Here is a 14,739-nt window from a genome sequence, read left to right as displayed (position 1 = left end):
ATCGCAAGCACGGCGTCATGATGCCGGCCGACGGCCTGGCAAAGCTCAGGAAGTTCGACGCGATCTACTTTGGCGCGGTCGGTGCGCCCGACGTTCCCGACCACATCACGCTGTGGGGGCTTCGGCTGCCGATCTGCCAGGGCTTCGATCAATACGCCAATGTGCGGCCGACCAGGATATTACCGGGCATCACCTCGCCGCTGCGCGATGTCGGCACCGGCGATCTCGACTGGGTGATCGTGCGCGAGAATTCCGAGGGCGAATATGCCGGTTGCGGCGGCCGCGTGCATCGCGGACTGCCTGAGGAAGTCGGGACCGAGGTCGCGATCTTCACCCGCGTCGGCGTCGAGCGCATCATGCGCTATGCCTTCAGGCTGGCGCAGTCGCGCCCCCGGAAACTCCTGACCGTGGTCACCAAGTCCAACGCCCAGCGCCACGGCATGGTGATGTGGGATGAGATCGCGGAAGAAATCTCGAAGGAATTCCCCGCCGTCACCTGGGACAAGATGCTGGTGGACGCCATGACGGTACGGATGACGCTCAAGCCACGGAGTCTCGACACCATCGTCGCCACCAACCTCCACGCCGATATCCTGTCCGATCTCGCCGGCGCGCTCGCCGGCAGCCTCGGGGTGGCGCCGACCGCCAATATCGACCCGGAGCGCCGCTTTCCGTCGATGTTCGAGCCGATCCACGGCTCGGCCTTCGACATCACCGGCAAGGGCATCGCCAATCCCGTCGCCAGTTTCTGGACTGCGGCGCAGATGCTCGATCATCTCGGCGAGGCCGATGCCTCGGCGCGCCTGATGCGCGCGGTGGAAAAGGTTACCGGCGCGGGTATCCTGACGCCGGATGTCGGCGGCAGCGCCACCACGAAGGACGTGACCGACGCCGTGGTCGAGGCTATTCAGAGCTCCAATGTCTGACCCTTCGTCATCAACAGGCTGGACCGACGCCGCAGCGCGCGCCGTGCTGCGCAGGATGTTCGACGCGGCCGTGAGCAGCGCCGATCCCGGGGCCGCCGTGCTCCGGCATCTGCCGGAGAAACCCAAAGGCCGCTGTGTCGTGATCGGCGCCGGCAAGGCTTCGGTGGCGATGGCGGCGGCGTTGGACCGGGCCTGGAGCGACGTCGATCTCACCGGCGTCGTCGTAACCCGCCATGGGCAGCGCGCCCCTGCCGGACGCATCGAGGTGCTGGAAGCTTCCCATCCGACGCCCGATGCCATGAGCGAGCAGGCGGCGCGCCGGATCCTCGCCGCCGTGAAAGGACTGACGGCCGACGATCTCGTCATCGCGCTGATGTCGGGCGGCGGTTCTTCGCTGATGGTGTTGCCCGCGGGCAAGATGACCCTGGCCGACAAGCACGCCGTCAACCGGAGCCTTTTGGCGAGCGGCGCCAACATCGTCGAGATGAATGCCGTGCGCAAACATCTGTCAAATATCAAGGGCGGCCGGCTCGCGCTTGCCGCCGATCCGGCGCGGGTCGTGACCTTGGCGATCAGCGACATCCCCGGCGATGATCCCTCCGCCATCGCCTCGGGGCCGACCGTCGCCGATCCCTCCACGCTGGCCGATGTCCGCGAGATCATCGCGCGCTACCGGATCGAGCTGCCGCCGGCGGCATCGGCGGTTCTGTCCGCCAACGCCGAGACGCCGAAATCCCTGAGCGCGCGGAATACCGTCCATGTCATTGCGGCTCCGGCGCTGGCGCTGGCCGCCGCGGCCGAGGCTGCAAAGAGCGCCGGCCTGACGCCGCTGATCCTCGGCGACGCGATCGAAGGCGAGAGCCGCGAACTCGGTATCGTCATGGCGGGCATCGCCCGTTCGAGCCGCGTCAACGGGCTGCCCGTCAAGGCGCCCGCCGTTCTGCTGTCGGGTGGCGAGACCACCGTCACCATCGGCAAGGGGCCGGCAGGGCGCGGCGGACGCAACACCGAATTTCTGCTCGCTTTTGCCATTGCCATGGCCGGGGAACCCGATGTTTTTGCGCTGGCGGGCGACAGCGACGGTATTGATGGAACCGAAGACGCCGCCGGCGCCCTCGTTACGCCGGACACGATTGCGAGAGGGCGCGCCAGGCGTCTGGACGCTCGCCAACATCTTGTTGCACACGACAGCTACAGCTTTTTCGAGGGAACCGGCGACCTGATTCGAACCGGCCCGACCGGTACCAACGTCAACGATATCAGAGCGGTTCTGATCACCAGAGGCGGCCGACAGGCCGAATGAACCATGCGCCGCAATCGCCGAGCCAAAATCGTCGCTACCGTGGGTCCAGCCTGTGGAGCGCAAGAGATGCTGGAACAGCTCTTCATGGCGGGCGTCGACACATTTCGGTTGAACTTCAGCCATGGCACGCACGAGGACCACGCCAGGGTGCACGCGGCCATCCGCGCGCTGGAAGTCAGGGTTAAGCGCCCGATCGGCATCCTGCAGGACCTGCAGGGACCGAAAATCCGGGTTGGAACCATCCGGGATGGCAAGATCATCACCACGGCCGGCGAGCAGATTCGGTTTGTGCTGTCGGGAACCGAAGGCGACAAGATGTCGATCCCGCTGCCGCATCCGGAGATTTTCGAGGCGATCGCACCCGGCGAAGATCTCCTGATTGATGATGGCCGGATCCGCGTCCGGGTCACCGGGATCGGTTCCGACTTCATCGACGCCAGTGTCATTACCGGCGGCGTCATCTCGAACCGCAAGGGTGTCAATGTTCCAACCGCAGTTCTCAACCTGTCGCCCCTGACCGCCAAGGACCGCGCCGATCTGGCGTTCGGCCTGGAACTCGGGGTCGATTGGGTGGCGCTGTCGTTTGTGCAAAAGCCCGGCGATGTCATCGAGGCGCGCGGCCTGATCGGCGATCGCGCCGGCATCATGGCGAAGATCGAAAAGCCGGCGGCGCTTGAACATATCGATGACATTGTCCGCCTCTCCGACGCCGTCATGGTGGCCCGTGGCGATCTCGGTGTCGAGATTCCCCCCGAAGACGTGCCCGGCCGGCAGAAGGAACTGATCAAGTGCTGCCGCCTGGTCGGCAAGCCCGTGATCGTCGCGACCCAGATGCTGGATTCGATGGTCGCGGCACCCACCCCCACGCGCGCCGAAGCCTCCGATGTCGCCACCGCGATCTATGATGGCGCCGACGCGGTGATGCTCTCTGCGGAATCGGCGTCCGGCCAATATCCGCGCGAGGCCGTGGCCATGATGAGCCGCATCATCGAGAGCACCGAACGGCACAAGATGTATCGCTCCATCATCGATGCCTCGCAACCCGGCGAGGAAGAGACCGCGCCGCACGCGGTCGCCGCGGCCGCCGCCGATCTCGCCTCCGCGATCGATGCCACAGCCATTGTCGCTTTCACCTCAAGCGGGACGACGGCGGCCCGCATCGCCCGCAAACGGCCCAAGGTCTCGATCCTGGCGGTCACGCCGGACCAACGGGTGTCGCGGCAGCTGTGCCTGTTGTGGGGAGCGCACAGCGTCATGTCCAAGGACGTCAACTCCTATGAGGAGATGGTCGATCGCGCCACGCAGACGGCGCTCGCCGAGGAATTCGCAAAACGGGCGGATTTCATCGTGGTGGTGGCCGGCATTCCCTTTGGCGAGGCGGGCACCACCAACAATCTGCGTGTGGTGCATATCGGCTGAGGCGAATTTGCCGTAAACCCAAATCGCCCAGCGCGGTTCAGCCCGCCTGCCCCAGCGTCAGCCGCATCCCGTCATACGCCGGGATGACATTCGGCGGCAGGCTCTGGCGCAGCACCTCGTAATCCAGGTCCGAATGCAGGTTGGTGAGAACGGCGCGGCGCGGCTTGAAGCGGTCGATCCAGGACAGCGCATCGTTGACGCTGAAGTGGCTGGGGTGCCCGGCATAGCGCAGCGCGTCGATGATCCAGAGATCGAGCTGTTCGAGCTGCGGCCAGCTCTCGCGCGGGATGTCGCTGACATCGGGCGTATAGGCGGCATCCGCGATCCGAAAGCCCAGCGCCGGAATATTGCCGTGCCGCAGGATGAAGGCGGAAAGCGGCAGCGGACCGCCTGGGCCGTCGATGCTGCGGCTTTCGCCTGCCTCGATCGCGTGATGGTCGAGGATCGGCGGATAATCGCTGCCCGGCGGGCTGACAAAACAGTAGGCAAACCGCAGCAGGACATGATCGGCGGTCGATCGGTTCAGATAGACCGGAATGCGCCGGCGCTGGTGCAGCACGACGGAGCGAAGATCGTCGATGCCATGGGTCTGGTCGGCGTGCTCGTGGGTCAGGAATACCGCGTCGATGTGATCGACGTCGGCGTCGATCAGCTGCTCGCGCAGATCGGGCGAGGTGTCGATCACGACCCGCGTTGTGCCGCGATCGGAAGTCTGCTCGACCAAGAGCGAGCAGCGGCGGCGGCGGTTTTTCGGATTTTTCGGATCGCACGCCCCCCAGCCGAGTGCCGGACGCGGCACGCCGGCGGAGGACCCGCAGCCGAGAATGGTCAGGCTCAGCGTCATGCCGTGGCATCCGCCGCTGGCGCATCCGCGGCCGGCACTTTGGAAAACAGGCGAAAGAAATTTTCCGTGGTCTGCCGCGAAATTTCCTCCAGCGAGACGCCGCGGGCTTCCGCCAGCACTTTTGCGATTTCAACCACGTAAGACGGTTCGTTGCGCTTGCCGCGAAATTTGCCGGGCGCCAGATAGGGCGCGTCGGTTTCCACCATGATGCGATCGGCCGGCAGTTCGGCGGCAAGGTCGCGCAGCGCCTGCGATTTCTTGAACGTCAGAATTCCCGTGAACGAAATCGAGAGCCCCATGGAGATGGCTTTCATCGCGAGCTCCCGCCCGCCGGTGTAGCAATGCAGCACGGCGCGAAATGGCCCTTTTGCCATTTCCTCTTCCAGGATGCGGCCGCAGCCGTCGTCGGCTTCGCGGGTATGGATCACCAGCGGCAGGCCGGTTGAGCGGGCGGCCGCGATATGGGCGCGAAAGCCGCGCGCCTGCGCTTCGGGGGAGCCGTCTTGGTAGAAATTATCCAGCCCCGCCTCGCCCAGCGCCACCACCTTGGGATGGCGCGTCAGCTCGATCAGCTCGTCAGCGGCAATGCCGTCTTCCTCGTCGGCGTGATGGGGATGGGTGCCGACCGAGCAATAGACATTGGGAAAGCGTTCGGCAATGGCGAGCAGCGCATCAAGCCGCCGCACCCGCGTCGAGATGGTGAGAATGCGCCCGATGCCCGCAGCCTTGGCCCGCGCCACGATGCCGTCGAGATCATCGGCGAAATCGGGAAAATCCAGATGGCAGTGGCTGTCGATGAGCATCGGCGGTCCGTTCAAGCCGCCGATGGTTCGACGTAGCGCGGGAATATTCCAGTCGGTGCCGGCAAGGCTGTTCCGGGCCTGATCCGCGCCGCGCCGCCGAGCGCCGTGAAATCTCGGGCGTCGGGGGGCACGCCGAGACTATCCAGAAGCCTGCCAGCGGATTCCGGCATCGCCGGCTGCGCCAGAATGGCGATCTGGCGAACCACTTCCGCCGTCACATAAAGCACCGTGCGTTGCCGCGCCGGATCGGTCTTGGCCAGCGCCCATGGCGCCTCGCCCGCGAAATAGCGGTTGGCTTCCGCCACCACGGCCCACACCGCGTTGAGCCAGTGATGGATCTGCTGCGTCGCCATCGCGGCCCGCGCCACCCCGATCATGGCATCGGCCTGGGCCAGGATCGCTCTGTCGCTGTCGCTGAAGTCGCCGGGCTCGGGCAGCACGCCGCCAAGCTGCTTTGCGATCATCGACAGCGAGCGCTGCGCCAGATTGCCGAGGTCATTGGCGAGATCGGCATTGATGCGCGCCACGATCGCTTCGTGATTGTAGCTGCCGTCCTGTCCGAACGGCACCTCGCGCAGGAAGAAATAGCGCATCTGGTCGACGCCATATTGCTCCGCCATGCTGAAGGGATCGACGACATTGCCGACCGATTTCGACATTTTCTCGCCGCGGTTGAGCAGAAAACCATGACTGAACACGCGCCGCGGGACGGCAACGCCGGCCGACATCAGGAAGGCCGGCCAGTACACCGCGTGAAAGCGTACGATGTCCTTGCCGATGACGTGAAGATTGGCCGGCCAGTAGCGCCGGAAGTCCGCGCCGGTGACATCGGGATAGCCCGCCGCCGTGATGTAGTTGGTCAGCGCGTCGATCCAGACATACATCACATGCCCGGGGGCGCCGGGCACCTTGATGCCCCAGTCGAAGGTGGTGCGCGAGACCGAGAGGTTCTGCAGACCGCCTCTGACGAAGCTTGCGACTTCATTGAGCCGTTCGCGCGGCAACACGAAGTCGGGAATCCGGGCATAGAGGTCGAGCAGCCGGTCCTGATAGGCCGACAGCCGGAAGAAATAAGTCTCCTCCTCGGTCCACTCCACCGGCGAGCCAAGCGGCTCGCGGCGGATGCCATCGTCACCGAGCGTGGTTTCCGCTTCGTCGAAATAGGCCTCCTGACGCACCGAGTACCACCCGGCATATTTGTCGAGATAGATATCGCCGTTGTCCTGGATCGCGGTCCAGAGTGCCTGGCAGGCGCGCTCGTGCCGCGGCTCGGTGGTGCGGATATAATCGTCATAGGAAATGTTGAGCGCGGTCATCATCTCGCGAAAGCGCGCCGAATTGCGGTCCGCCAACGCCAGCGGCGTGAGGCCCTCTGCGACAGCCGTTTGCTGCATCTTGAGCCCGTGTTCGTCGGTTCCCGTGAGAAATCGGACATCGAACCCATCGAGCCGCTGAAAGCGGGCGAGCGCGTCGGTGACCATGGCCGTATAGGCGTGGCCGATGTGCGGTACGCCGTTCGGATAGAAGATCGGCGTGGTCAGGAAATAGGGCTTGCGGGTTGTGTCGATGGCGGACGTCATGGTGGATCTTTTTGACCTTGGATCATACGATGGCGCGGGCGTTGCGGGTTTCGCAAAATCATCGCGCAGAGCAACCGTACAGCCTCGCTACCGCACAGCCTCGTTAGCGCACAGCTTCCGCAAGCAGCCCGAACACCGAGAACACCAGCGGCTTTCGTTCAAGATTGTAGGATTCGGTGTCGCGCGCGGCGCGATTGATCTTTTCCCACACCTCCGCCAGCCGTGCAAGGCGGGGCAGGTTGGCGTTGGCATGGGCCTCGTCGGCCCGCAGGCGTTCGCCCATCCAGCGGTCGATGCTGTCGATGAACGCCGCCAGCGCGATCCGGTCGCTGCCGCCGAGCGCGTCGCCGAGCGCATGCAGTTCGCGCGGATCGACCCGCGGCAAGGTCGCCAGCAGGGCTGCCGTACGCTGATGAAGTTTTAAGGCGTCGCCGCCCGAGAGTGTCAGCGCACGCGCGACGCTGCCCTCCGCGGCGCCCGCGGCTTGCGCCAGCGCGGCATCATCGCGCCCGATATTGGCGGCGGCAGCAGCGGCCGCGATGACGTCGGATGTGGCGAGCGGCCGCAACGGCAGTTTCCGGCAGCGCGATATAATCGTCGGCAGAACCCGCGCCGGCGCGTGACTGACGAGCAGGAACAGCGATCGTTGCGGCGGCTCCTCCAGGACCTTGAGCAGCGCGTTGGCCGCGTTGGGATTGAGCTCGTCCACGGTATCGACGATGCAGACCCGCCAGCCCTCGACCGCCGCCGTCGAGCCGAAAAACGAAATCGTCTCCCGGGTCTCGTCGACGGTGATCACACTTCGCATCACGCCCTTGTCGTTGAGGCCGCGTTCCAGCGTCAGCAGGCCGCCATGTGATCCCGCGGCGAGCTGGCGCGCCACCGCTTCAGATCGATCGACAAAAAGCGTTTCGGCATGCTGCACCTCGGCTGCGCCGGGATCGCGATGGGCGAGAGCGAACCGCGCCATGCGATAGGCCAGCGTGGCCTTGCCGATGCCTTGCGCACCCCCGATCAGCCAGGCATGCGGCATGCGCCCGCCGCGGTAGGCATTCAGCAGAGCAAGCTCGGCATCGCGATGCCCGAACAAGTCGGTGGTTTCGCGCGGATGATTGGCTGATATTTGCGGATCGACCTGACGCGCGCTCATGCTGAATGGGCCATGTTGCCGGCGCCGGCCGTAAAGAAACGCTCGCGCAAGGCGGCCCAGATGTCGGCGGCCACGGTGGCTAAGTCGGCGCTGGCGTCGATCAACACGCAGCGCTGCGGCTCAGTGGCGGCGATCTGCCGATAGGCCTCGCGCACCTCCTGATGAAATCTGATGTCGCCGGCGTGGAATTGATCGGGCGCGCCGGCGCCGCGCCCGATCGACGCGCGGCGCAGGCCGACGTCGGCGGCGACATCGAGAATGATGGTCAAATCGGGCTTGAGGTCGCCTGTCGTGACCCGCTCCAATGCATTCAGGATCGCGGGCGCGACCTCGCCCAGCCGGCCCTGGCAGGCGCGCGTCGCATCCGAAAACCCCGAGCAGAGCACCCATGTTCCCTGATTGAGCGCCGGGATGATGACAGCGCGTGCGTGCTCGCCGCGCGCGGCGGCGAGCAGAAGCGCTTCGGTGTCCGGGCCCAATAGCTGGCCTATCCCTGATGACACGAGATGCCCGATGATTTCGGCACCCGGCGTGCCGCCGGGTTCGCGCGCGACGATGGCGCGCAGCCTGACGGCGGAGAAACGCTCCGCGAGGATTTTGATCTGGGTGCACCGGCCGGAGCCCTCCCCGCCCTCAATGGAGATCAGCCGCCCGCGACCGGGAGTTCGTTTGACCGCTGCCTCGGCCATGGTCAAAGTTTCTCGGCGCCGAGGCGGAACATTCCGATCACGAGTTCGCTCGCCCCATCGATCGCGCGCCGCATCGTCGATCCGACGCCGACCGGTTCCGCCGCATAGACCGGCGCCTCCATGGCGACGTTGGTGCCGCGCCATACCCTGACGATGCCGACCTTCTGGCCGGCTTCGATCGGCGCGCGCACCGGGCCATTATAGACCACGCGCGCGAGCAATTTATCGCTGCCGTTTTTCTGTACCATCACCTTGATGGGCTCGGGGCTTGAGAGCCCGACCGAGCGGCTTTCGCCGCCGAATACCCTGGCATAGCCGACCGGCTGCCCTGGCGCGAACAGGGTGCGCGCTTCGAAATTGCGAAATCCCCATTCCAGCATCTTCTTGGCTTCTGACGCACGGTCCTCGGGATCTTCCAGGCCGTTGACGACGACGATCAGCCGGATGCCGTTTTGCACGGCGGACCCGACCATGCCGTAGCCGCCTTCCTTGGTGTATCCGGTTTTGAGCCCATCGGCGCCTTCGAGCGCGGTCAGAAGCGGATTGCGGTTTTGCTGGCGGATCTTGTTCCAGGTGAACTCGCGCTCGCCGAACAGCTTGTAGAATTCGGGATAGGTCGCGATGACATGGCGCGCCAGTGCGGCGAGTTCGCGCACGCTCATCTTGTTGCCGGGATCGGGCAGACCGTTGGAATTGGCGAAGGTCGATCTGGGCATCCCGAGTTCGCGCGCGCGCGCCGTCATCTTCTCGGCAAAGGCGTGCTCGTCGCCGGCGATGCCCTCCGCCAGCACGATGCAGGCATCATTGCCGCTCGGGATGATGGCGCCGTGCAGGAGATCGTCGACCGAAATCTTGCTGTGAATGGCCGCGAACATGGTCGAGGTGCCCGAGGGCGCGCCGCCCCTGCGCCAGGCGTTTTCGCTGACGTGATATTCGTCCGATAGTTTGACGTCGCCCTGCTGGATGGCGTGGAACACCAGCTCTGCGGTCATCAGCTTCATCATGCTGGACGGTGCCCGCAGCTCGTCGGCGTTCTTCTCGAACAAAACGCTGCCGCTGGTGGCCTCGATCAGGATCGCGGTCGGCGCGTCGCCGTCGAACCCGCCCTCTTCCTTTTTGGCGCCCTGCACGCTGTTGTTGGCGGCGTGAACCGCGCCGCCCCATCCGATCGCCAGCACCACCAGCGGCGCGATCAGGTGACGCCACAAGCGTGGCGTCGCAGATTTCAAGGTGCGGGACGCGGTCAAATCGGCTGCCATCGGTGATCTCGGAGAGCGGCGTTCTAGCAATTGCAAGTGTCGCAAACAACACAGGTGTTTGCGCGCTGCCACCGCGCCGAAACCAGCACAAAATCAATGAAAAAAGGCGGAAAAGCGATGCCATCGTCGCATATGCGAGTTCGGTCACCTCGCCCCGCTGGCGGGGCCGAGGTTCAGGTTCAGTAGAGCCCGCGTCCGGCCAGCACTTCGCTCGGTCCACGCGGATCGACCGGCGCATAGGCGCTGACGGGCCTGGAAACATACTGCCCGTCATCGTCATAGGACACGGCGCGCGGATTATCGAGCCCGCGGCGGCTCGACCGCGCCGAGGCCGACATCTCCGACGTGGCGTTGATCGAGGCCATGTCGGCTGTGGTATTGCCGAGGCTGTAGGGCCGCCCTTGCGGCATCGGAACCTCGCCCCGGATGGCGCGGCCGGGCATTTCCGGTACGAAGGAATGGGCGGACGCCACCCGCACCAGCGAAGGCGGCGGCGCCGGCTCGCCGGTGCGCAAGGTCGCCACCAGCTGGCGGTCGTCGGAACCTTCCAGCGGCGCCCGGCCGACATATTCGACCCGCACCTGGGCGACGCCGGTGGACTTGAATTCGAGCAACTCGGCGGCCCTGTTCGAGACATCGATCAGCCGGTTGGCGGCGTAGGGCCCGCGGTCATTGACGCGCACGATCAGCGATTTGCCGTTGCCAAGATTGGTAACGCGGGCATAGCACGGCATCGGCAGGGTCGGATGGGCCGCGGTCAAAGACCCCATGTCGAACACTTCGCCATTAGCGGTCTGCCGGCCGTGGAAATCATCGCCGTACCAGGAGGCCAGGCCCTCGGCGCGATAGTTGACGTCCTCTTCCGGCACGTAGACCCGTCCCGCCACGGTATAGGGCTTGCCGATTCGATAGGTGCCGCCGCCCTTCGGCACGGGTTCGCCGAATTCGACCACCCGGGGACTGGTGGAAACGCCATATCTGGGATCGACGCGGCTGGCAAACTTGCCCGATGAGGCGCAATTGGCCAGAACGAGGCAAGCCGCCACGGCGGCAGCGCCCCGCCCCATCAGCGCCAACGGATATGACCCCCGATTCCCCATCCGCCCCCGATTAGCATTTGACCGCCCGCGCGCCCATCAGGGAGCGGCCTGGCGATCCCACCCCGATGCGGCCCACCTCCGCATCAGAATATGAAGATACCGCATTCCGAACGCGGCGGAAATGGGGAGAGCCGTGGGGTGGTTAAGCCGGGGTTAGCGGCGCAGCGGGTCTAAGCTGTTGCATTGGCCCGGCGATTTACGGGCATTTCCGCCCGCGCGGCAGCTTGCAATCCGCGCTGCGTTACCCCATGAGGTTGCCGGTGGGAAGGGTGGCCGAGTGGTTTAAGGCACCGGTCTTGAAAACCGGCGTGCCTGCAAGGGTACCGTGGGTTCGAATCCCACCCCTTCCGCCAGACGCCGCCGATTCTACGCCGTGGCGGCCTTCCTTGGCCGTCCACCTTTGCGGCCATTCTTGCGCGATGCCGCGACTTTGGCGACAGTGCGCGCTCGACCGCCTTCCGCGCCGAGCTGGCGCGCCATCCAGCTTTTCGAGCCGAATACCCCTTGCAGCAGCGCCGGCACATAGAAATCGGCATCCAGCTTGGGCCAGCGCAGGCCAAGTCCGGCCGGGCTGATTTCGATATCGGCCAGATTTTCATGCGAAGCGCCCGCCAGCCCTTCGGCCAGCCGCGTGGGGAAGGCAAGCTCGACCCCAGTGTTGAGGGTGACAACAACGCGCGATCGACGACGGTCGTAGCGCGCCGACACGGCATGGCCGGCCTCGCGCACCGAGGCCATTCGCTTCTCCGCCTCCTTCAGTTCTTGCAACAGGCGCGCAACCTCATCCTGCATCGCAGGGGGCAGGTTGCGAGCGATATCAACCGCATGTTCAAGTAATTTCGTCATCGCCCCAGTTTACTCAAAATACGCGCGAGGACATTTTTGGCGGCGGCGAGGAGTTCGCGCCGCGCATGCCTCGTGGCCCGCCAGGGAACAAATGTTCCGATGATCTTTGTTGGCGTCGCGAATTCGCCTGACGTCAGAGCTTTAGCCTTGCACTTATGCACTCTAGCGTGCATTTAGACGGCGCAACGCAGTCCCTGCGGGAGCATTGCCAATAACATATTACCTTTGGTGACTTATCGCCGATCGGTAGTTGCGCGCGGTGAGGCGACGCATTTCGAAAGCCAGGAAGTAGCTGACGTCATCGGGGTGAGAGAGGTGACATCCGCACTGCCTGCTCTGAATGCCCCATATCGCTTCGATCAAGCGGACGGCGGTTGCCGGGTATTGTTCTGCGTAAAAGGAGGAAGAAAAAGTGAACAATGGGAGCGTCGATGCGCCGTCCTGTGCGGAACAACGTTGTTGAGTTTGCAAAGATCGGCAGGCGCGATGTCGCCTTCGGCTTTTCCGACGTGGATCTCCTGGCCTGGATGGAAGCGTTGCGCGCGCTTCCGGTTTCGCCGGTGACCGAAGGCGAGGTTCTCGCCTGGGTCGAAGGACCGTTGCGGCGGTTCTTTCCCTTTGAGCGATTTTGGGGCGCTTATGGAATTTTGTCCGGCGGTCGCATTCAGATGCTCTCGTTGGTGTCGAGCGGGCATGGTCCGGAGTTTCTTGCGGGCCGTGAAATCACATTCGATCTGAATTCACCGGGTTGCTTTGCGTGGTGGATGTTCAATCGGAAGCCCTTCATTCTGGATAAAGCTGGCGCGCAGGATGAGACGGGAGCGCCGATTTTTGCAAGCCGGCGCGAGCTTGAAGAAGTAGAACGATTTGCGCTGGGCGTCGTCGCTGCCCACGGCGTCATCGATCCCTTTGTCGTTGCCGGCACGCATATCAGCTTTGCCGGCGTGCCGAGAACGCAGCCGAAGCGCACCCTGGCGGCGCTCGATTTGATCGCGCCGGTTCTGCACACCCTGTACCTGCGAACAAAACAGACTGCGACTGCAGCGGTGCATCTGACGGCGCTGACGAATCGGCAACGAGAACTGGTCGGGCTCGCCGTGACGGGATTGTCCGACAAGGCGATCGCCTTGCGCCTTTCGATTTCCGAGGACACCGTCGGCAACCATTTCCGCGCCATCTATGCCCGGCTCGGCATCAGCAAGCGCAGCCAGCTCATCGCGCTCCTGAGGTAGGTCCGTAGGGCGGATTGGCCACCGGTCCGCGCAACGCGCGGCCCGCTGGGCGTAATCCGCCATCTTGCGCCCGCCGACGCCCGCGAAACGGCGGATTACGCTTCGAGGCTGGGCAATGCTTGCCCAGCCTCTTCGCTAATCCGCCCGAAAACTGCTAAAATAGTCTGGCGCATAGCACGAACGTGCCATCGATCTGATGGCCGAAATCTCTTAAGCAACCCGGGCTAAAATTTTTCGATTGGCGCGAATTTCGGGAATTTCAGCAGGTCTTTTGATCTGAAGCGATGTTGGGGTTGGGGACTATGGTCGATGCTGGGGGCATCGCCAGCAGTCAGCAGGTTGCATCGGCACTACCGGCGCCCGTCGACACGGGCCTCGGCTGCCTTGGGCTGGTTCTGGCGCTATCGGGCGAAGCGTTCGATCTCGATCGGGCGCGCCGCGAATATCTGGCCGATGGCAGGCCCGCCGATGGCGACGATCTGGTCCGCATTGCGCGGGCGCAGGGGCTGAAGGCCCGCGTCAGCCGCTCCTCGGTCAAGCGCGTGCAGGCGCTGTCGCTGCCGGTGATCGCGCGCGGCCGCGACGGCGCCTTCTTCGTGATCGGGCGGCTGATCGAGGCCGGGGTGCTGGTCGGCCATGCCGGCGGGCCGCCGGTCGGGTGGACCCTGGAACAGCTGGAGCGCGAATGGACCGGCGAGGTCGTGCTGGTCGCCAAGCGCGACCAGCTTCCCGGCGAGGCCGCCCGCTTCGGGCTGCGCTGGTTCATTCCCGCGATCAAGCGGTTCTCGAAGGTCCTGGCCGAAGTGCTTGTGATCTCGGTCTTTATTCAGCTGGTGGCGCTGGTGTCGCCGCTCTTCTTCCAGGTCGTGATCGACAAGGTGCTGGTGCATCGCGGCCTCACCACGCTGGAAGTGCTGGTGATCGGCCTGCTCGTCATCAACCTCGCGGATGCGCTGTTGAACTGGCTGCGCACCTATTGTTTCGCCCATACCACGAGCCGGATGGACGCCATTCTCGGCTCGCAGCTGTTCCGTCATTTGATCGCGCTGCCGATCGGCTATTTCGAGAGCCGAGCCACCGGCCAGACCGTGGCGCGGGTGCGCGAACTGGAGAATGTCCGGCAGTTCATCACTTCCTCGGCGCTGACGCTGGTGATCGACGTTGTGTTCGGCCTGATCTTCCTCGCCGTCATGTTCTGGTACAGCCCGCCGCTGACGCTCGCGGTCGTGATCTCGATCCCGTTCTACGCTGTGATCTCGATTGTGATCACCCCGGTGCTGAAGGCCCGGGTGCAGGAAAAATTCCAGCGCGGTGCGGCCAACCAGTCGCTGCTGGTGGAAAGCCTGGCGGGCATCCAGACCCTGAAGGCGAGCGCGGTCGAGCCGCAGATGCGGCAGCGCTGGGACGAGCAGCTTGCCGCCTATATCGGCTCCTCGCTGCGGGTGGTGACCTTGGGCGCGGCCGGCTCGCAACTGGTCGGCCTCGTCAACAAGGTGACGAGCGCGGCGATCCTGTGGTTCGGGGCGCAGGCGGTGATATCCAATCAGCTCACCATCGGCGAGTTCGTCGCCTTCAACATGCTGGCGGG

13 protein-coding genes and 1 tRNA gene are annotated in these 14,739 nt (G+C 64.7%); 6 read left to right on the top strand and 8 right to left on the bottom strand.

Annotated elements, in window-relative coordinates; genetic code table 11:
• From ABSG20_RS14770 to pyk, 3 genes are all read left to right on the top strand, one after another.
• Positions 1-926, top strand: a 926-nt coding sequence (locus ABSG20_RS14770; protein ID WP_423865243.1) for a tartrate dehydrogenase, incomplete at its 5' end; no start/stop codon positions are given.
• The gene (locus tag ABSG20_RS14765) at positions 919-2,229 is read left to right on the top strand and encodes a glycerate kinase type-2 family protein (RefSeq protein ID WP_423865242.1); all 1,311 of its coding nucleotides are present in this window, start codon (positions 919-921) and stop codon (positions 2,227-2,229) included. The genes ABSG20_RS14770 and ABSG20_RS14765, both read left to right, overlap by 8 nt.
• 3 nt (positions 2,230-2,232) lie before the next feature.
• A complete protein-coding gene (gene pyk / locus ABSG20_RS14760) occupies positions 2,233-3,648 on the top strand; it encodes a pyruvate kinase (RefSeq protein ID WP_423865241.1) in 1,416 nt (471 codons plus the stop codon).
• 37 nt (positions 3,649-3,685) lie between these two features.
• Here the strand turns inward: pyk and ABSG20_RS14755 are convergent, their stop codons facing one another.
• The 7 genes from ABSG20_RS14755 to ABSG20_RS14725 form a co-directional block, all read right to left on the bottom strand.
• Positions 3,686-4,492 (bottom strand): MBL fold metallo-hydrolase, encoded by an 807-nt coding sequence (locus ABSG20_RS14755; protein WP_423865240.1) that lies wholly within the window; start codon positions 4,490-4,492, stop codon positions 3,686-3,688.
• The gene (locus tag ABSG20_RS14750) at positions 4,489-5,295 is read right to left on the bottom strand and encodes a TatD family hydrolase (RefSeq protein WP_423865239.1); all 807 of its coding nucleotides are present in this window, start codon (positions 5,293-5,295) and stop codon (positions 4,489-4,491) included. Before ABSG20_RS14750 ends, ABSG20_RS14755 begins: the two co-directional genes overlap by 4 nt.
• A gap of 11 nt (positions 5,296-5,306) precedes the next feature.
• Positions 5,307-6,875: a methionine--tRNA ligase gene (gene metG / locus ABSG20_RS14745; protein WP_423865238.1), complete on the bottom strand. Its 1,569-nt coding sequence runs from the start codon at positions 6,873-6,875 to the stop codon at positions 5,307-5,309.
• A 103-nt stretch (positions 6,876-6,978) separates the two neighbouring features.
• Positions 6,979-8,025, bottom strand: a complete 1,047-nt coding sequence (locus ABSG20_RS14740; protein WP_423865237.1) for a DNA polymerase III subunit delta' — start codon at positions 8,023-8,025, stop codon at positions 6,979-6,981.
• Positions 8,022-8,714 (bottom strand): dTMP kinase, encoded by a 693-nt coding sequence (tmk, locus tag ABSG20_RS14735; protein WP_423865236.1) that lies wholly within the window; start codon positions 8,712-8,714, stop codon positions 8,022-8,024. The genes ABSG20_RS14740 and tmk overlap by 4 nt, the downstream gene beginning before the upstream one ends.
• A gap of 2 nt (positions 8,715-8,716) precedes the next feature.
• A complete protein-coding gene (locus ABSG20_RS14730; RefSeq protein ID WP_423865235.1) occupies positions 8,717-9,973 on the bottom strand; it encodes a D-alanyl-D-alanine carboxypeptidase family protein in 1,257 nt (418 codons plus the stop codon).
• Positions 9,974-10,152: 179 nt separating this feature from the next.
• On the bottom strand, positions 10,153-11,073 hold the full coding sequence (locus ABSG20_RS14725; RefSeq protein ID WP_423865234.1) for a septal ring lytic transglycosylase RlpA family protein: 921 nt from the start codon (positions 11,071-11,073) through the stop codon (positions 10,153-10,155).
• Positions 11,074-11,336: 263 nt separating this feature from the next.
• Between ABSG20_RS14725 and ABSG20_RS14720 the strand changes: the two genes are divergently transcribed.
• Positions 11,337-11,426, top strand: a tRNA-Ser gene (locus tag ABSG20_RS14720).
• A gap of 13 nt (positions 11,427-11,439) precedes the next feature.
• Here ABSG20_RS14720 and ABSG20_RS14715 read toward each other — a convergent pair.
• Positions 11,440-11,919, bottom strand: coding sequence for a DUF2442 domain-containing protein (locus ABSG20_RS14715; RefSeq protein ID WP_423865233.1), 480 nt, complete (start codon positions 11,917-11,919; stop codon positions 11,440-11,442).
• A 431-nt stretch (positions 11,920-12,350) separates the two neighbouring features.
• Between ABSG20_RS14715 and ABSG20_RS14710 the strand changes: the two genes are divergently transcribed.
• Together ABSG20_RS14710 and ABSG20_RS14705 are read left to right on the top strand one after the other, a co-directional pair.
• Positions 12,351-13,151: a helix-turn-helix transcriptional regulator gene (locus tag ABSG20_RS14710; protein ID WP_423865232.1), complete on the top strand. Its 801-nt coding sequence runs from the start codon at positions 12,351-12,353 to the stop codon at positions 13,149-13,151.
• A 302-nt stretch (positions 13,152-13,453) separates the two neighbouring features.
• On the top strand, positions 13,454-14,739 hold a 1,286-nt coding region (locus ABSG20_RS14705; RefSeq protein WP_423865231.1), incomplete at its 3' end, for an ABC transporter transmembrane domain-containing protein.

The sequence above is a fragment of the Bradyrhizobium sp. genome (assembly GCF_049512235.1).
GTDB lineage: Bacteria > Pseudomonadota > Alphaproteobacteria > Rhizobiales > Xanthobacteraceae > Bradyrhizobium.
Note: the sequence above shows the minus strand (reverse complement) of the source record. Positions and strands in the feature narration are given on the sequence as shown.